A 16,861-nucleotide genomic window follows, 5' to 3' on the forward strand; every position below is an offset into this window, starting at 1 on the left:
CCATGGAGAGAAACCTATGACTGTCCATATTCCTGCGCGCCCCCGCGAGACCCTGCGCCCGAGCACCATCATCGCCGAAGGCCTGCTGAACCCTCGCGGCGCCTGCATGCAAGCCGACGGCAGCCTGCTGCTGGTCGAAGCCGGTTCAGGCCTGCCGGACCAGACGTTCAGCGGCCGTATCAGCCGACTGCGACCTAACCCGCTCAAGCCCGGCGCGTATCTCGCCCCTGAAACACTGGCGCAAGGTTTCCGCGCCATGAACATGCAGGCCCGCATGCTACGCGATGAAATCATGGGGCTGTCGGACATCGCCTGCGGGGATGGGCGCTGTCTGGTCAGCCAGACCGACTATGTCGAGGGCTCGAAACTGCTGGACCTGCAATACACCCCGCCCGAGCCGGTGTTTCACAGCCGGGGCAATCTGAATGCGCTGTGTTATCACCCGACCCGCCGCAGTTGGCTGGCGGTCAAACCCGATACCAATCAACTGGTGGAATTCAGCACCGGCGAGGAGGAACAGGTATTGGTCCAGTTGCCCGATCTGGACATGGGCCAGGAAGCCGTCCCCGTCACGCTGGTGCACGAACCGGCGACGGACGCCGTGCTGATCAGCCTGTTCTCCGGAGAGCTGCAAAGCGATCCGAGCCGCAAAGGCATCGACTTTGATGATCAGGCCGGCCAGGTGATCCGGGTCTGGCCCGACACCGGCCGGATCGAAGTGCTGATTCGCGGCCTGCAACTGCCTACCGGACTCGCGCTGTGTCCGCAAGGAAACGTCTTGGTGCTGGAGCTTTGCAGTCGTCTTCAACAACCTTTGCCGCCTGACTGGAACGGCGAACCGCTGCATGGCGGCTTCACTCGATTCAGCGGGCGACTGTTGAGCTGCAACCTGCAAACGAGCGAAGTGACCGTGCTCGCCCGGGACCTGGATACCCCGTCCAACCTGTGCCTGGTGCAGGATGCGGTACTGGTGAGCGAAGGCATGGGTTTGACGGGGCGCCCGCTGCCCACGCCGGATAACAAGGTGGTTGCGTTGAGCGGCAGGCTGCGTCGGGTGCAGCTCTGAAAACAGAAAAAAGGGCGCGGCCTCATTGAAGCCGCGCCCTCTGTTTATTGAGTCACCACAATCTTCCCGATCATCTGCGGATGCAGTACGCAGAAATACTCGAACTCGCCCGGCGTGTTGAACACCCAGGAAAAGCTGTCATTGGTGTCCAGCGCCCCCGAGCGAAACACCTTGTGGGTCTCTGCCACCGTATGCGGGATCTGATCGTCATTCACCCACGTCACCTTGGTGCCCACGGCCACGGTCAGATCCTTGGGGCCGAACATGAACTCCTTGATATCGACTTTCACCTCCTGCGCCCACGCCGACATCGACAGCATCAGGCACACCACCGCCAAAAATCGCGTTTTCATCTGGCTGCCCTCCCCTAGACCAGTGTCGAATCGATCAGTGCCAGCGGATGATCGCCTTGTGTCGCACGCACATCGGTGATCCCCAGATAGTTGCGCAACTGATCGGCTGCCACGGTCATCGGCCCCGGAGACGGCGCTGCGCCCGGTGCCGGTTGCGGATACGCCGTGCCACGGGCGGTGTGGAAGGTGATGTTGCCTTCGACCTTCTGGATGACCTGATGGATGTGACCGTTCAACACCGTCACCGAGCCGTATTTGCGCAACATCGCAATCGCCTGATCGCCATCCTCGGTGCCCCAGCCCCATGGCTGATAGATCGTCCACAGCGGAATGTGGGTGAACACGACGACGGGCGTACTGGTCGAAACCGCGCGCAGATCATCAGCCAGCCACGCCAGTTGATCGGCGCCGAGCGTGGCTTCATGGCCGGCCTGGAAGTTGAAGACATTGACCAGCGCGATGAAATGCACGCCATGGTCATCGAAGCTGTACCAGCCGTTGCCTTTGGTGCCTTTGCCGTAACGTTCCAGATAGAGCTTGCCGCCGCCCTCGTCGAGGGTGTCGTGTTCACCGGGGATGTAATGCACGGTGGACGGCAGGCCTTTGAGCACCTGCGCCGCCGTATCGAACTCCTCGGCCTTGGACAGGTGCGTGATGTCGCCGGTGTGCAGGATCAGCGACGGCCGTTTCGGCAGTGCGATGACCTTGTCGATCGCCACTTGCAGCGTTTTCACCGGCTCCGGATTGGCTTCCTTGTTGAAGCCGATGTGCGAATCGCTGATCTGCACGAAATGAAAGGTGCTGGCCAACGCCTTGGGGTCGCTGACGTTACCCGCCTCATCCATCGCAAACGCTCTGGGAATGCCGCCGCTCAATGCCCAGAGGACCCCGGCCCCGGCCCACGCCGAGCATTTGAGCAGCGTTCGCCGGTCAGGGTTGTGCAGCAGGCCGTCGGTGCGCAGTGGATGTTTTGCTTGATTGTCCATGGGGATGTCCTCGCTGGCGGACTACAGTGATGTAGCTGACACCAGGTAGAACCACGCGGGGCGAACGTTTATTCCACGCTGCAAAACAAATTCTTTTCAGGGAATAAAACACGACGCATCACGGTTATAGGGGTGTGACGGTGCGGAAACCACTATGAATCGATTTGAGGAACTGATTGCGCCGCACCTGGACGCGGCTTACAACCTCGCGCGCTGGATCACAGGCAACGACAGCGCTGCACGGGACGTCGTGCAGGAAAGCGCCCTACGCGCCTTCAGGTTTTTGCAGCGTTTTGCCGATGGCAACGCCAAGGCCTGGTTCCTGACCATCGTGCGCAACGAAAGCTACACCTGGCTCAAAGCCTCGGCCGGACGCCACTGGGTCGCTATCGATGACGAAACCGGCGATAGCAGCGATAGCGGCGGCGCACTGAGCCACAGCCAGAGCCCGGAACTGCTGGCCATTCACACGGAAAACTCGGCGTTGCTCCAGCAGGCACTGAGCGCCTTGCCGCCAGCGTTTCGCGAGGTCATTGTGCTCAAGGAACTCGAAGACATGCCCTACAAGGACATCGCCCTGGTGGTCGATATTCCCATCGGCACCGTCATGTCGAGACTGGCCCGGGCGCGTGCCATGCTCAAGCTGGAACTACTGAAGTTGCACGATCATGAATGAACTCCACTGCACGGTTTGCCAGACACAATTGCATGGCTATCTGGATCAGGAGCTTGATCCCGTGGCGGCTACGGATGTGGCTGCGCATCTGGCCACGTGCGCTGACTGCGCGCGGCTGCATGATGAGGCCAAACGGCTGAAGGCCAGTGTGAAGCGCCATGCGCCGTATTACTCCGCGCCGGCATCACTGGCGGCTAGTGTGTTTGCCGCAGTCGCTCCGGCATCGCCGAGCCCGTTCGAACGCTGGCGAAAATGGTTCGCCCCGGCATTTTCCGCAGCGGCCCTGGCCTTGGCGATGGTGCTTTATGTGGTAACACCGGGCAGCGAACAACCGTTGATGGACGAGGCCGTCTCCAGCCATGTGCGCTCGTTGATGGGCCAGCATCTGAACGATGTGGTGTCGTCCGACCGGCACACCGTAAAACCCTGGTTCACCGGCAAACTCGACTTCTCGCCCCCCGTCGTCGACTACTCGGCGCAGGGCTTTCCACTGCTCGGCGGGCGACTGGATTACCTGCAACACCAGACCACCGCTGCCCTGAGTTACGGCCGCGCCAAGCACATCATCAATGTGTTTATCCTGCCGACAACGGACGCCGACAAACCGTCGCAGAGCCAGACGATTCGCGGCTTCAACGTGATTTCCTGGCAGGCCGGTCACATGCGTTTCGTGCTGGTTTCCGATGTGGAGAAAGGTGAGTTGGAGGCGCTCGGTCAGTTGCTCAGGAACGGCGCTTGAAAGAATGTATCCCGTCCGTTAGCGGCACGATCGCTTCAATGTCTCACTCGGCAACTCATCGAACAGCACCCGATAACTGTTGGAAAACCGTCCAAGGTGCCAGAACGACCAATTCATCGCCACTTCGGCCACCGTGGTGCCTGAAGCGGCACCTCTGAGCAATTCCCGGCGCGCCCCGTTGAGCCGGCGCAGACGCAGCCATTGCGTCGGTGACATCCCCGTGTAGGCCTTGAAGGTCTGCTGCAATTGCCGCAGCGATACCCCGGCCACTTGGGACAATTCCAGCAGATTGAGGGTTTCCTCCGGCGAATCCGCCGCCCATTCCCCCACCCGTTTCATGGTCGTGCGCTCTTCCGCGCGGCGCTGCAAACCGCCGCTGTCGAGGCACACGCAAGCGTTGTCGAGGATGAACAGGCAGTCCTCCAGCAACTGTTGGGTCAGTGCTTCTTTGCTTGGTTGATCAAGGGTTTGCGACAACTTCGTGAGGGTCGAGCTTAACCAGCGACTGAACAGCGCGTTCTGCGCGCCGTTGAGCGGCGCCATGAACAAACCTTCCAGCCGGGCCACGTCCAGGCCGTTGCGGCGCACGAATTCGGGGCCGAACACCACGGCGATTTCCTGGTAGTTCTCCGGGGTGATCCAGATGTTGCGGCTCTCTTCGTTCAGCAGATACAGCGCGTTGTCACTGCGATCGAAACAGAACGCCAAAGACCCCGAAGGCGCACTGAAATTCTGCTCGACCCGGGTGTTCATCTGTTCTTCGTAGACCTCCACGCCTTCCAAGTCCAGATAGCGGATTCGCCCGGCGAAATGCCCCGGCGACATCTGTTGGTAATGCTGGACCCAGCCCGGTGTGGCGCGAACCTGTTCGGCGACATCGGCGGTGTTGAAAGCTTTAACCTGTAGCGGATTACACGTTGTCATGGGAGACCTTGCGCACTCTTTTGGTGCGCTTTGGTGCTGCTTAAAGTGGATAGATGGAACGGCAAGGCCCGCCCAAGATAGTCGTCAACGCGCCACAGGGGAAGCCTGCGAAAGATGAAATCGCACTTCCCCCGCGTCAATAAAACCAACGACGAGGTCTTTATGAATGCCCCTTTCGATCAGCTGTTCACGTGGCTGAAAGATCACAAGATTACCGAAGTGGAATGCGTGGTCAGCGACCTGACCGGCATCGCCCGCGGCAAAATTGCACCGACCAACAAGTTCCTGCATGAGCGAGGCATGCGCCTGCCGGAAAGTGTGCTGCTGCAAACGGTAACCGGGGATTTTGTCGACGACGACATCTACTACGACCTGCTCGACCCGGCCGACATCGACATGGTCTGCAAACCGGTGAGCGATGCGGTGTACGTGGTGCCATGGGCCATCGAACCGACGGCCATCGTGATTCACGACACCTTCGACAAGTTCGGCAACCCGATCGAACTGTCGCCGCGCAACGTGCTGAAGAAAGTCTTGCAGCTGTACACCGACAAGGGCTGGAAGCCGATTGTCGCGCCGGAAATGGAGTTCTACCTGACCCAGCGTTGCGAAGACCCGGACTTGCCGTTGAAGGCACCGCTGGGCCGTTCCGGTCGCGCCGAAAGCGGTCGGCAGTCGTTCTCCATCGATGCGGCCAACGAATTCGATCCGCTGTTCGAAGACGTCTACGACTGGTGCGAACTGCAAGGCCTGGACCTGGACACGCTGATCCACGAAGACGGCCCGGCGCAGATGGAGATCAACTTCCGTCACGGCGACGCCCTGGATCTGGCCGACCAGATCACCGTGTTCAAGCGCACCCTGCGCGAAGCCGCGCTCAAGCACAACGTCACCGCGACGTTCATGGCCAAACCGATCGGCGATGAGCCCGGCAGCGCCATGCACTTGCACCAGAGCGTGGTGGAAATCGCCACCGGCAAGCCGATTTTCGCCAATGCCGACGGCACCATGAGCGATCTGTTCCGCCACCACATCGGCGGTTTGCAGAAATTCATCCCGAAAGTGCTGCCGATGTTCGCGCCCAACGTGAACTCGTTCCGTCGCTTCCTGCCGGACACCTCGGCACCGGTCAACGTCGAGTGGGGTGAAGAGAACCGCACCGTCGGCCTGCGGGTTCCAACCTCCGGCCCTGAAGCGATGCGCGTGGAAAACCGTCTGCCCGGCGCTGACGCCAACCCGTACCTGGCGATTGCCGCGAGCCTGCTGTGCGGTTACATCGGCATGGTCGAGGGCATCGAGCCAAGTGCCGCCGTCGAAGGCCGCGCCTATGAGCGCCGCAACCTGCGCCTGCCGATCACCATCGAAGAAGCCCTGACCCAGATGGAAGAGTGCGACACCGTCGCCGAGTATCTGGGCAGCAAGTTCGTGCGCGGCTACGTGGCAGTGAAACGTGCCGAGCATGAAAACTTCAAGCGCGTGATCAGTTCCTGGGAGCGTGAGTTCCTGTTGCTGAGCGTTTAAGCCTGCGACCTGATCGCTCCCGGACACTGTCCGGGAGCGATCCCTACCGACTTTACGAGCATAAAAAATCCAACTCGAAGAGGTGTCGATATGCGTCTGTTGAAATCCCTGATCCCCGCCGCCCTGGCATTGGCGTGCAGCGCAGGTGCGCAAGCCCAACCCCAGGTCAGCGTCTACAACTGGACCGATTACATCGGCCCGACCACCCTCGCCGACTTCCAGGCCGGCAGCGGAATCAAGGTGATCTACGACGTCTTCGACTCCAACGAAACCCTCGAAGGCAAACTGCTCGCCGGTCGCACCGGTTACGACGTGGTGGTGCCGTCCAACCACTTCCTGGCCCGTCAGGTGAAGGCCGGGGCGTTCCTCAAGCTGGATCGTTCGCAACTGCCGAACTGGAAGAACCTCGACCCGAAACTGCTGGCCCTGCTCGAGAAAAACGATCCGGGTAACGAGCACTCGGTGCCGTACCTGTGGGGCACCAACGGCATCGGCTACAACGTCGACAAGGTCAAACAGGTGCTGGGCATCGACCACATCGATTCCTGGGCCGTGCTGTTCGAGCCGGAGAACCTGAAAAAACTCACCCAGTGCGGCGTGTCGATGATGGACTCGGCCGACGAAGTGTTCCCGGCGATCCTCAACTACATGGGCATGGACCCGCGCAGCGAAAACCCGGAAGACTTCAAGAAAGCCGAAACCAAGCTGCTGAGCATCCGCCCGTACATCACCTACTTCCACTCCTCGAAGTACGTGTCGGACCTGGCCAACGGCGACATCTGCGTGGCCTTCGGTTACTCCGGCGACGTGTTCCAGGCCGCCAACCGCGCCAAGGAAGCAAACAACGGCGTGAACATCGCCTATGCGATTCCCAAGGAAGGCGCGAACCTGTGGTTCGACCTGCTGGCGATTCCCGCCGATGCCGGCAACACCAAAGAAGCCCACGCCTTCATCAATTACCTGCTCGATCCGCAAGTGATCGCCAAGGTCAGCGCCTCGGTCGGCTATGCCAACCCGAACCCGCCGGCCAAGCAATACATGGACGTCGCACTGGTCAGCAATCCTGAGGTTTATCCGCCTCAGGAGGTGCTCGACAAACTCTACATTTCCACCACCCCGCCCCAGTCGATCATGCGTCTGATGACCCGTTCCTGGAGCAAAGTGAAGTCGAACAAATGAATCAGTACACCCAGGAACACGCCCGCTCCTATTACGCTGCATCGGCCCGGGCGAGCACACCCTACCCAACGCTTGAAGCCGACCTGATCGCCGATGTCTGCGTGATCGGCGGCGGCTTCACCGGCGTCAACACCGCCATCGAGCTGGCCCAGCGCGGTCTCTCGGTGGTGCTGCTCGAAGGCCGGCGCATCGGTTGGGGCGCCAGCGGGCGCAACGGCGGCCAGTTGATCCGTGGCATCGGCCATGAAGTCGAGGGCTTCGCCCGCCATGTCGGCGCAGAAGGCGTGCGCTACCTGCAACAGGCCGGCGTCGACTCGGTGGAACTGGTGCGTCGGCGCATCGGCGACAACGCCATAGAGTGCGACCTGCGCTGGGGCTTCTGCGAACTGGCCAACACCACGGCGCAATTCGAGGCGTTCAAGGCCGAACAGGACAGTCTCGCGGCCTCGGGTTATGCCCACGAAACACGTCTGGTCGGCCCCGAAGATATTCGTCGGCAAGTGGTCAACGCCGGTGTCTACAAGGGTGGCCTGATCGACATGGGTTCGGGCCATCTGCACCCGCTCGATCTGGTTCAGGGCGAAGCGCGGCTGGCAGCTTCGCTCGGGGTGCGGATCTTCGAGCAGAGCCCGGTGCTGGAAATCATCCACGGTGCGACGGTACAAGTGCGCTGCGCTTCGGGCACGGTACGCGCCGGCAGCCTGGTGCTCGGTTGCAACGCGCACCTGGACGAACTTGAGCAACAGCTCAGCGGTAAAGTCCTGCCCGCTGGCAGCTACATCATCGCTACCGAGCCTCTGTCCAAGGAACGCGCCGCCGAACTGATCCCGCAGAACCTGGCGCTCTGCGACCAGAAAGTCGGCCTCGACTATTACCGTCTCTCGGCGGACCGGCGTTTGCTGTTTGGCGGTGCCTGTCACTATTCAGGGCGGGACCCGGCGGACATCGCTGCCTACATGCGACCGAAAATGCTCAAGGTGTTCCCGCAACTGGCGGACGTGGGCATCGACTATCAATGGGGCGGCAAGATCGGCATCACCGCCAATCGCTTCCCGCAGGTCGGGCGCCTCAAGCAGCACCCGAACGTGTTCTACGCCCAGGGCTATTCCGGCCATGGCCTGAACGTCACCCACTGGTGCGCCAAGCTGTTGGGCGAAGCCATTCATGCTGGCCACAGCCAGGGCATGGACGTGTTCAGCGGCGTGCCGCACATGACCTTCCCCGGTGGCCCGGCGCTGCGCTCACCGCTGTTGGCACTGGGCATGTTCTGGTATCGCCTGCGGGAAATGCTCGGCTGAACCTCGCGGGTTGAAGCGACCTGCACATTTGCTCTATCGCAAAGCACTTCTATATTGATGAAGTGCTTTTGCGTTCCTGACGCTCAGTGCCCAACACACTCTGGAGGTCATGGATGGAGTCGTCAGCCGCCGATCAACCGCGAGCACCCGGCCAGGCACCGATCAAGACCCGGCGTTTCAGCATTTCGCTGGTGTGGATCGTGCCGATTGTCGCCGTGCTGGTGGGCATTTCGCTGGTGGTGCACAACCTGATGCAGGAAGGCCCGACGATCGTCGTCACCTTCAAGACCGGCAGCGGTCTGACCGCCAACAAGACCGAAGTCAAATACCGCAACGTGGTGGTCGGCCAGGTCTCGGATGTCGAACTGAGCGACGACCAGAAGAGCGTCAACGCCACGATCAAGCTGTCCAAACAGGCCGAAACTTTCACCCGCGAAGACTCGCAATTCTGGGTGGTACGCCCGCGTATCGGCGCGGGTGGCGTGTCGGGCATCGATACCCTGCTGTCTGGCGATTACATTGGTGCCGATATCGGCCAATCTAACGATCGCGCCAAGTACTTCAAAGGCCTGGAAAACCCGCCCCCGATCACCTATGGCGAACCGGGCAGGCGCTTCAACCTGCACGCCTCGGATCTGGGCTCGCTGGACATCGGCTCCCCCGTCTACTACCGCAAGATCCCGGTCGGTCAGGTGGTGGCCTATGCCCTGGACCCCGACGGCAAAGGGGTGAATATCGAAGTGTTCATTCACGCGCCGAACGATGCCTACGTCACGGAAAACACCCGTTTCTGGAACGCCAGCGGCATTGACGTGAACGTCGGTGCCAATGGTTTTGCGGTGAAAACCGAATCGTTGTCGACCTTGCTGGTCGGTGGCATCGCCTTCCGCGCACCCGATTACAGCCCCAACGATGTCGCCGCGGCGGATGAAAAGTCCTTCGATCTGTTCGAAGACCAGATGACCGCCCTCGCCCCGCCCAACGGCAAACCGCAGTACCTGAGCCTGCGTTTCGATCAGGCGCTGCGCGGTCTCAAGGTCGATGCTCCGGTGGAATTCCTCGGTATGGAGATCGGCCGGGTGGTCAGCATCAACCTCGACTTCGACGAGAAAAAACGCAGCTTCCCGCTCAACGTCGGCATCGTGATCTACCCGCAACGTCTGGGACGGGCCCACGAAAAAATGCTCAAGGTGCTCAACCACAACCCGGACGACGAAGCCGCCGGCGTGCGTCTGATCGGCACCTTCATCGACAACGGCCTGCGCGCCCAGGCCCGCAGCGGCAACCTTCTCACGGGTCAGCTGTACATCGCTTTGGACTTCTTCCCCAAAGCCGAAAAAGTCGCGTTTGACCCCACCGCTCGCCCGATCAGCGTTCCGACCGTCCCCGGCAGCCTCGAACAATTGCAGGAAAAACTCGAAGCCATGGTCGACAAACTCAACAAGCTGCCGGTGGAACGCATCGCCGGCAATCTCGACAGCAATCTGGTGGAGCTGCGCAAAGGCCTGACCCAATTCAACGCCAAGACCCTGCCCGGTGTTCAGAGCACCCTGGCGGACGTGAGCAAGACCCTGCAATCGGCCAGCTCGACCTTGGCCGAAGACTCGCCGCAACGCGAGCAACTGACCCAGACCCTCGACGAACTCGGGCGCATGTCGCGCTCGTTGCGTGAACTGTCGGATTACCTGGGCCGTCATCCGGAATCGCTGATTCGCGGTCGCCCCGACAACGCCGCGCCGCTGGATCTCAAAGGACCGCCGCGCAATTGAGCACAGGAGCTGTCCCATGGCTTTACCGCTGAAGTTCACCGTGCTGGCTGCGTGCCTGCTGCTGGGTGCCTGTCGCAGCGACCCGATCAGCTTTCATACTCTGACCCCGGCACAACCGGCGGCCGGCAGATCGGGCTCGGACATCGCGATTGAAGGCATCAGCGTACCGCCGCAGGTCGACCGGCCGCAGATCGTCATCCGCCAGGGCAACAGTGGCCTGGCGATTCTGGAAACCGAATGGTGGGGCGCCAGCCTGGCCGATGAGTTGCGCAGTGCGCTGGTGGATCAACTGAGCAATGCCGGCGGGTCACGCAAAGTCTCGGTGCGCATCGACGTGCAGCGTTTTGATTCGCTTCCCGGGCAATACGCGCTGATCGACGCCAAATGGCGACTGCGCGCAACCGGTGAATCCGACAATGGGCTGCTCACTTGCCGTTCAGTCCTGCAAACGCCGTCCGGGCCGAGCATCAATGAACTGGTGATTGCACAACAGAACAACGTCAAGCGACTGGCTGCGCAGATCACTCAGGCGGCGGGCAATGGACGGGGCTGTCCGCCGGCGTCCTGAGCGGCAGGGCTCAACTTCACGCTGAAGCGGCAACCGTTGGATTCGCCCGTACTCAGGTTCACCTGCCATTGCTGTCGCTTGCAGATCCGCTGCACCAGCGACAATCCCAGCCCAAGCCCCTCTCCCCGACCTTCGTCACCGCGCACGAAGGGCTGAAATACGGCCTGGCGCTGTTCTTCCGGAATGCCGATGCCACTGTCTTCCACGACAAAACCGTTTGCCATCACGGTCAATCGGACAAAACCCCGATCGGTGTAATGCCAGGCATTGCGCAGCAGGTTACCCATCACCGATTGCAGAAACGTCAGGTTGAAACGTTCCATGCAGGGCTGATCCACGTCGTAGTAAAACTCCAGCCCTTTTTCGCGAATCAGTCGGCCCCAGATCTCGCACTGAGCATCGGCGACTTCCTTGAGGGTGACGCAAATATCATTGCCGGCATCATCCTCGGCGCGAGCCAGCATCAGGAAGGTATCGACCAGTTGGCGCATCTCGTGGCTGGCCCGGGCGATGCGATTGACCTGTGCGGTCGAACGGGGATCCAGCGACGGGTTGGCGAGCAACAATTCACAGGAGCCGCCCAGCACCATCAACGGCGTGCGCAGTTCATGGCTGACATCGCTGGTGAACAGTTTTTCGCGGCTCAGGGTTTCACGCAAACGCCCCAGCGTCTGATCGAACGACAACGCCAGCTCTCCCACTTCATCCGCTGCATAGTCCGGGTGCAGCGGGGGCGCCAGCACCAACAGCTGATCGCGGTGGCGAACCTGGCGAGCCAGACGAATGACCGGCGCCATCACGCGCCGCGCCAACAGCCGACCGAGCATGATCGCCAGCAGGATGCTCAGGAGAAACCCGACCGTGACCACGATGAACAGCAACCGCTCACGTTGTTCGAGGCTTTCCTGATCACGCAGCAGCACGTATTTGCGCCCGCCGACCACCTCGACCATCGCGAAAAAATCGTCGCCGTTGAACATGATTTCCTGGAATCCGGGTGACAGCGCGGCCAGTGACGGAATCAGTGCCATGGGCCCGGGTCCGCCTTCGAAAAAAAATAATTCACTCTTTTCCGGCTGATGGCTCCAGCGATTGATGTCATCCATTGCCAGCAACCGGTGCAGGCCGCCACTCAGAGTGCTGGTGGCCAGTTTGTGTTCGACCACATGCACGGCGGCAACGATGCCCAGCGCAAACACCCCGGCGACCAGGGCGCTCATCAAAGCGAACACGATGACGATCCGTTTCGTCAGGCTTTGCTTGAGATCCATTCGGGTCGATGACTCCACTGCTGATTTCAGACTTCGCGGTCAAAAACAGGCGAGCTCCGCGACATTGACCGAACCTGCGCAGCTTCACCGCAAACATAAACATTTGTTAAGCCAGGCCGGTAAAAAAAGGGTATTTGAGTTTGGTTATCAAACACCCGATTAATTGCGCATTTTCAACTCTCGCAAATTTTTCACATGTTCTTCACTGCCCCCCAACGTGCACAAACGTAATGTTCAGCCATTATTCAAGTTCAAAACTATAAAAGTTGGTTAAATCGCCGGCCAATCTCGCCTGCGACGTCAAGGGGCATGCCGTGGAGCGACAGATGCAATTAACAGCGACATATAAACAACGCCGGACGCTGCGACTTGGAAGACTGCTGACCATCATCGGTTCGTTACTGGTCATTGCGCTGGTCAGCGGCTTCGTCTGGATGACCCGTTCGCCCATCGATCTGGGCCAGGCCGGCCATGCGGCCAAGGCTGATTTGACCAAGGCCTGGCAGGCCGGCGAAGTCGTTGCTCTGGTGCGTCATGCCGAACGTTGCGACCGTTCCGACAATCTTTGCCTGGGCCCGGCCGACGGCATCACCAAGGCCGGCAACGACTCTGCAGCGCTGGTGGGCAAAGGCTTCGTGGCACTGGGCATGCAGCAGGCTCAGGTGTTCACCAGCCCGCTGACGCGTACCGTGCAAACGGCGCGTGCCATGTTCGGGCAGGACGCCACAGCCCAGATCTGGCTTGAGTCCTGTGGTTCTTCACTGCGCAACGACGTGGTGGCGCACAAGGTGGCGCAACGCAATCTGGTGCTGGTCACCCACAGCGGCTGCATCAGCGACTTTGAAAAACAGACCGGTTTCCCCCACGCAATCGCCGCCGATTACGGCAGCACCCTGTTCGTACGCATCGATGACAAGGGGCAACTTAAAGTGCTGGGCATCATGAATGCCGACGCTTGGTCCCAACTCAAAAATCATTAATGCTTTAGTTGGATCGGGTCGGCAAGGCTGAACTTTTTTTCAACTAACCAGCGCTGATTTCATTAATTTGTAATGAGACATGTATCTGCCCCCGATTTACTGGACAACTGTTTTTTTTAAGCTTGGCTTTATCGCGAGAACTTCGGCCTGGAGGTACGACAGTTCTCTGGATACAGGAAACGCCCGACACCTGCATTCATTCAACACGATGACACGCCCGCTCAGGAACGCGCCGGGCAGGTCATCGACACAAGAACTTCGTTCGGTACCAAGGCTCTGTCATGACGTCTGAAAACAACCCGCTGCGACACGCTGCCCGTCATTTTCCCCCCGCCACAACTTTCGAACGCTTGGCCATCCCCGGCCTGATTCTGGCTTTCGTGGTGTTTTACCTGCTGCCGTTGATGACTCACGGCCTGTGGATCCCCGATGAAACCCGCTATGGCCAGATCAGCCAGGAAATGCTGCTCAGCGGCAACTGGGTGGCCCCGCACTTCATGGGCATCCGCTATTTCGAGAAGCCGATCGCCGGTTACTGGATGATTGCGATCGGTCAGGCGATCTTCGGTGACAACCTGTTCGGCGTGCGTATCGCTTCGGCGCTGAGTACCGGTGCCAGCGTCTGGCTGACTTACCTGATGGCCCGCCGGCTCTGGAACAACCCGCGCATCAGCGCCGCGAGCGCCCTGCTTTATATGAGTTTCGGGCTGATTGCCGGTCAGGCCGGTTATGCCAACCTCGATCCGCAGTTCACCCTGTGGGTCAACCTGAGCATGGTGGCCGTGTGGTTTGCCATCGACAGCCGCACGCCCCGCGCTCGCCTGGGTGGCTGGGCGCTGCTGGGTGTGGCGTGCGGCATGGGCCTGATGACCAAGGGCTTTCTGGCCTTGCTGCTGCCGGTACTGATCGCCCTGCCCTACATGATCTGGCAACGTCGCTTCGGCGAACTGGTGCGCTACGGACTGGTCGCCGTGGTGGTTTGCGTGCTGATCAGCCTGCCGTGGGTGTTGGCTGTTCATTACCGGGAACCTGACTTCTGGCGGTTCTTCTTCTGGCACGAACACATCCGTCGCTTTGCCGCCGGCGATGCCGCGCAACATGCTCGCCCGTGGTGGTTCTATCTGCCGCTGCTGTTCGCCTCCACTCTGCCGTGGGCCGTGCTGCTGCCTTCGACGCTCCTGCGCACCTGGCGTGAAAAGCGTGAGGCGAAAACCGCTTACCTGGCACTGTGGTTCCTGCTGCCGCTGGCCTTTTTCAGCCTGAGCAGCGGCAAACTGCCGACCTACATCATGCCGTGCCTGCTTCCAATCGCACTCTTGATGGGGCAGACCGTGGTCAACTGGCTGGATCAGCACAGTGGCCGCGTCCTGCGCCTGAACGGCGTGATCAATACCGTCATCGCCAGCGCTGCGCTGGTGGCGCTGCTTTATCTGCAAGCGACCAAAGAAATCTACGAAAACACCGAGATGTTCAGCCTGTCGCTGGTGTACATCGTGCTGGTGGGCTGGATCATCGCCAACGCCTTGCAGGTGTTGCGACCACTGACGTTATGGGCGATGCCGGCGCTGGGCATCGGTCTGCTGGTGGCGTTGCTGCCTGCGGCCATGCCGGCGCAGATCGTCAACAGCAAGATGCCTGACCAGTTCATTGCCGAGCATCAACAGGAACTGGGTGAAACCTCATCCTTGCTGAGCAACGACCTGGGCGCAGCCTCGGCGCTGTCGTGGCGTTTGAAGCGGCCGCAAGTGGATCTGTTCAACACGATCGGTGAACTCAAATACGGCCTCGAAGACCCGGCCATGGCGGCGCGTAAAGTCACCATGGAAAACGTCGGCCAATGGATGACCGATGCGCGGAAAAAAGGCGCGGTCGGTGTGGTCTTGCGCGTCAACAGTACCCAGGAAGAGCAGGAAGTCGAATTGCTGCCGGTGGACGGCAAGCACTACCGTCGCGGCAATCTGCAGATCTTCATCTTTGCGCAGAGCCAGCCATGACCTTACGCAACAATGAACGGGGCGCCCTGCTGCTCCTGCTGGCCGCCAGCGCCCTGATGTTGCTGCTCGGCCTGGGCAGCCGCGAACTCTGGGGCGCAGAAACCCGCTGGGCCAACATCGCGTTGCAGATGCTGCAAACCGGCGATTACTTCGACCCGTACCTCAAGGGCGATCCCTACTACGACAAACCGTTGTTGTCGTATTGGCTGATCACCGCAACCGCCTGGCTGACCGGTGGCCTGGATCACTGGTCGTTGCGCCTGTCTTCGGTGGTGTCCGCGTGGTTGAGCGTCTGGCTGGTGTACCTGCTGGGCGAGCGCCTGTTTCGCAAAGGCACCGGCCTGATCGCCGGGTGGATGCTGGCGACCACGTTCTATTTCGTGTTCTGGGCGCGGGTCGCCACGGCCGACATCCTGACGGTGTGCGGTGTGCTGGCGGCAGTCTGGTGGTACTGGCGCGGGCCGGATGACACTCGGTTTTCACGCTATTTAGTGTTCTGCGTTTTGCTGTCCCTGACTTCGCTGTTCAAAGGCCTGATCGGCTTCATCCTGCCGGGGCTGGTGCTGTTGCCGCACCTGCTGAATGAAGGCCGCTGGAAGCGCCATCTCAACCTGCGCCTGCTCGGGGCGCTGCTGGTGGCCGGGGCGTTCTATATGACGCCATTCCTGCTGTCCCATCTCTACGGCGCGCCGAACTACGGGGAAAGCGGCCTGGGATTGGTGCTGAGGGAAAACGTCGTGCGGTTCTTCCAGCCGTTCGACAACATCGGCCCGATCTACACCTATTTGTTGTACCTGCCGGTGTATACCCTGCCCTGGGCGCCGTGCTGGATCATCGCCCTGTGGGTTGCCGCGCGGAACTGGAAACACATCGAACCGGACACCCGCTGGCTGATTCAGGGCCTGGGGTTGTTGATGCTGTTCTTCACCGCCAGTGGCAGCCGGCGTAGTTACTACGTGCTGCCGCTGGTGCCGTTCGCGCAACTGCTCGGGGCCTGGTGGATCACTCGGCGCATGGCTGCGCGCAATGCCGAAAGCCCGTTCGGCGGGCGTGGCCTGAAAATCGGTTTCGGCGTGGCTACCGTCCTGCTGCTCGGTATTCTCGGCGTGCTTTACCCGTGGACCAACAGCGGCGGCGGCGCGATCCGTTTCGGCGAGACCGTGCGCCTGCAAGCCAGCCAAAAGGCGCCATTGAGTCAGTGGCACATGGTCATGGTCGAGGTGGACAACAAAGTGCCGATGTACCTGCAGACCGGCGGTGCACCGTTCTACTACGTGCCGGAAACCCGGGATTTCCCGCGTGATGGCGATGCTGCCGCGATGTTCGAGTGGCTGGAGCGCACCAGCGGCCGGCATTGGGATCCTCAACGGACCATCTTTGTCGCCCAGTACCGCACCGGCGATCCGGTGCCACTCGAGCAGCTCGGTCGCGACCATCAAGTCATCACCACCACCCCGACCCGCGGCGAACAAGTGTTCCACGGACGCGAAGATCAAAGCGTCGCCTACCTCCCCCAAGGCTCCTGAAAGACAACGCC

General features: G+C 60.7%; 15 protein-coding genes. 11 read left to right on the forward strand and 4 right to left on the reverse strand.

Annotated features, from left to right (window positions below):
- The first annotated feature begins 16 nt into the window (after positions 1 to 16).
- Entirely contained in the window at positions 17 to 1,066 is a 1,050-nt protein-coding gene (locus AC1RMX_RS05880; protein ID WP_493070990.1) for a hypothetical protein, read from the forward strand.
- Between the two features lie 44 nt (positions 1,067 to 1,110).
- Here AC1RMX_RS05880 and AC1RMX_RS05885 read toward each other — a convergent pair whose 3' ends face one another.
- Together AC1RMX_RS05885 and AC1RMX_RS05890 are read right to left on the reverse strand one after the other, a co-directional pair.
- On the reverse strand, positions 1,111 to 1,419 hold the full coding sequence (locus AC1RMX_RS05885) for a cupredoxin domain-containing protein (protein WP_096821440.1): 309 nt from the start codon (positions 1,417 to 1,419) through the stop codon (positions 1,111 to 1,113).
- Between the two features lie 14 nt (positions 1,420 to 1,433).
- Positions 1,434 to 2,405 (reverse strand): metallophosphoesterase family protein, encoded by a 972-nt coding sequence (locus tag AC1RMX_RS05890; RefSeq protein ID WP_493070993.1) that lies wholly within the window; start codon positions 2,403 to 2,405, stop codon positions 1,434 to 1,436.
- A gap of 154 nt (positions 2,406 to 2,559) precedes the next feature.
- On the opposite strand from AC1RMX_RS05890, the gene AC1RMX_RS05895 reads away from it, so the two are divergent.
- Both AC1RMX_RS05895 and AC1RMX_RS05900 read left to right on the forward strand, forming a co-directional pair.
- Positions 2,560 to 3,081 carry a sigma-70 family RNA polymerase sigma factor gene (locus tag AC1RMX_RS05895; RefSeq protein WP_493070995.1) on the forward strand — a complete coding sequence of 174 codons (522 nt, stop codon included), beginning with the start codon at positions 2,560 to 2,562 and terminating at the stop codon, positions 3,079 to 3,081.
- Complete coding sequence (locus tag AC1RMX_RS05900) at positions 3,074 to 3,820, forward strand: anti-sigma factor family protein (RefSeq protein WP_493070997.1); 747 nt, start codon at positions 3,074 to 3,076, stop codon at positions 3,818 to 3,820. The genes AC1RMX_RS05895 and AC1RMX_RS05900 overlap by 8 nt, the downstream gene beginning before the upstream one ends.
- An 18-nt stretch (positions 3,821 to 3,838) precedes the next feature.
- On the opposite strand, the gene AC1RMX_RS05905 is transcribed toward AC1RMX_RS05900, so the two are convergent.
- Entirely contained in the window at positions 3,839 to 4,744 is a 906-nt protein-coding gene (locus AC1RMX_RS05905) for a helix-turn-helix domain-containing protein (RefSeq protein ID WP_493070999.1), read from the reverse strand.
- Between the two features lie 162 nt (positions 4,745 to 4,906).
- On the opposite strand from AC1RMX_RS05905, the gene AC1RMX_RS05910 reads away from it, so the two are divergent.
- The 5 genes from AC1RMX_RS05910 (at position 4,907) to AC1RMX_RS05930 (ending at position 11,079) form a co-directional block, all read left to right on the forward strand.
- Positions 4,907 to 6,265, forward strand: coding sequence for a glutamine synthetase family protein (locus AC1RMX_RS05910; protein WP_096821445.1), 1,359 nt, complete (start codon positions 4,907 to 4,909; stop codon positions 6,263 to 6,265).
- A gap of 90 nt (positions 6,266 to 6,355) precedes the next feature.
- The gene (locus AC1RMX_RS05915; RefSeq protein ID WP_096821446.1) at positions 6,356 to 7,444 is read left to right on the forward strand and encodes a polyamine ABC transporter substrate-binding protein; all 1,089 of its coding nucleotides are present in this window, start codon (positions 6,356 to 6,358) and stop codon (positions 7,442 to 7,444) included.
- Positions 7,441 to 8,742 carry an NAD(P)/FAD-dependent oxidoreductase gene (locus AC1RMX_RS05920; RefSeq protein ID WP_493071001.1) on the forward strand — a complete coding sequence of 434 codons (1,302 nt, stop codon included), beginning with the start codon at positions 7,441 to 7,443 and terminating at the stop codon, positions 8,740 to 8,742. The genes AC1RMX_RS05915 and AC1RMX_RS05920 overlap by 4 nt, the downstream gene beginning before the upstream one ends.
- Positions 8,743 to 8,855: 113 nt before the next feature.
- Positions 8,856 to 10,511: a PqiB family protein gene (locus tag AC1RMX_RS05925; protein WP_096821448.1), complete on the forward strand. Its 1,656-nt coding sequence runs from the start codon at positions 8,856 to 8,858 to the stop codon at positions 10,509 to 10,511.
- 16 nt (positions 10,512 to 10,527) lie between these two features.
- Positions 10,528 to 11,079 carry a PqiC family protein gene (locus AC1RMX_RS05930; protein ID WP_192558054.1) on the forward strand — a complete coding sequence of 184 codons (552 nt, stop codon included), beginning with the start codon at positions 10,528 to 10,530 and terminating at the stop codon, positions 11,077 to 11,079.
- Here the strand turns inward: AC1RMX_RS05930 and AC1RMX_RS05935 are convergent.
- Positions 11,037 to 12,350 carry a sensor histidine kinase gene (locus AC1RMX_RS05935; RefSeq protein WP_096821450.1) on the reverse strand — a complete coding sequence of 438 codons (1,314 nt, stop codon included), beginning with the start codon at positions 12,348 to 12,350 and terminating at the stop codon, positions 11,037 to 11,039. The genes AC1RMX_RS05930 and AC1RMX_RS05935 overlap by 43 nt on opposite strands.
- Before the next feature lie 326 nt (positions 12,351 to 12,676).
- Here AC1RMX_RS05935 and pmrG point away from each other — a divergent pair, with 326 nt between their 5' ends.
- From pmrG to AC1RMX_RS05950, 3 genes are all read left to right on the forward strand, one after another.
- Positions 12,677 to 13,330, forward strand: coding sequence for a lipopolysaccharide core heptose(II)-phosphate phosphatase PmrG (gene pmrG / locus AC1RMX_RS05940; RefSeq protein ID WP_096821451.1), 654 nt, complete (start codon positions 12,677 to 12,679; stop codon positions 13,328 to 13,330).
- Positions 13,331 to 13,611: 281 nt separating this feature from the next.
- On the forward strand, positions 13,612 to 15,324 hold the full coding sequence (gene arnT / locus AC1RMX_RS05945; protein WP_493064867.1) for a lipid IV(A) 4-amino-4-deoxy-L-arabinosyltransferase: 1,713 nt from the start codon (positions 13,612 to 13,614) through the stop codon (positions 15,322 to 15,324).
- Positions 15,321 to 16,850 carry an ArnT family glycosyltransferase gene (locus tag AC1RMX_RS05950; RefSeq protein ID WP_493071004.1) on the forward strand — a complete coding sequence of 510 codons (1,530 nt, stop codon included), beginning with the start codon at positions 15,321 to 15,323 and terminating at the stop codon, positions 16,848 to 16,850. Before arnT ends, AC1RMX_RS05950 begins: the two co-directional genes overlap by 4 nt.
- The last annotated feature ends 11 nt before the right edge of the window (positions 16,851 to 16,861 follow it).

The sequence above is a fragment of the Pseudomonas sp. GW822-FHT03F04 genome (assembly GCF_058801405.1).

Bases quoted from the DNA above. Each gene is read 5' to 3' on its own strand.
- AC1RMX_RS05880 (WP_493070990.1), top strand. From the start codon at position 17: ATGACTGTCCATATTCCTGCGCGCCCCCGCGAGACCCTGCGCCCGAGC.
- AC1RMX_RS05885 (WP_096821440.1), bottom strand. From the start codon at position 1,419: ATGAAAACGCGATTTTTGGCGGTGGTGTGCCTGATGCTGTCGATGTCG.
- AC1RMX_RS05890 (WP_493070993.1), bottom strand. From the start codon at position 2,405: ATGGACAATCAAGCAAAACATCCACTGCGCACCGACGGCCTGCTGCAC.
- AC1RMX_RS05895 (WP_493070995.1), top strand. From the start codon at position 2,560: ATGAATCGATTTGAGGAACTGATTGCGCCGCACCTGGACGCGGCTTAC.
- AC1RMX_RS05900 (WP_493070997.1), top strand. From the start codon at position 3,074: ATGAATGAACTCCACTGCACGGTTTGCCAGACACAATTGCATGGCTAT.
- AC1RMX_RS05905 (WP_493070999.1), bottom strand. From the start codon at position 4,744: ATGACAACGTGTAATCCGCTACAGGTTAAAGCTTTCAACACCGCCGAT.
- AC1RMX_RS05910 (WP_096821445.1), top strand. From the start codon at position 4,907: ATGAATGCCCCTTTCGATCAGCTGTTCACGTGGCTGAAAGATCACAAG.
- AC1RMX_RS05915 (WP_096821446.1), top strand. From the start codon at position 6,356: ATGCGTCTGTTGAAATCCCTGATCCCCGCCGCCCTGGCATTGGCGTGC.
- AC1RMX_RS05920 (WP_493071001.1), top strand. From the start codon at position 7,441: ATGAATCAGTACACCCAGGAACACGCCCGCTCCTATTACGCTGCATCG.
- AC1RMX_RS05925 (WP_096821448.1), top strand. From the start codon at position 8,856: ATGGAGTCGTCAGCCGCCGATCAACCGCGAGCACCCGGCCAGGCACCG.
- AC1RMX_RS05930 (WP_192558054.1), top strand. From the start codon at position 10,528: ATGGCTTTACCGCTGAAGTTCACCGTGCTGGCTGCGTGCCTGCTGCTG.
- AC1RMX_RS05935 (WP_096821450.1), bottom strand. From the start codon at position 12,350: ATGGATCTCAAGCAAAGCCTGACGAAACGGATCGTCATCGTGTTCGCT.
- pmrG (WP_096821451.1), top strand. From the start codon at position 12,677: ATGCAATTAACAGCGACATATAAACAACGCCGGACGCTGCGACTTGGA.
- arnT (WP_493064867.1), top strand. From the start codon at position 13,612: ATGACGTCTGAAAACAACCCGCTGCGACACGCTGCCCGTCATTTTCCC.
- AC1RMX_RS05950 (WP_493071004.1), top strand. From the start codon at position 15,321: ATGACCTTACGCAACAATGAACGGGGCGCCCTGCTGCTCCTGCTGGCC.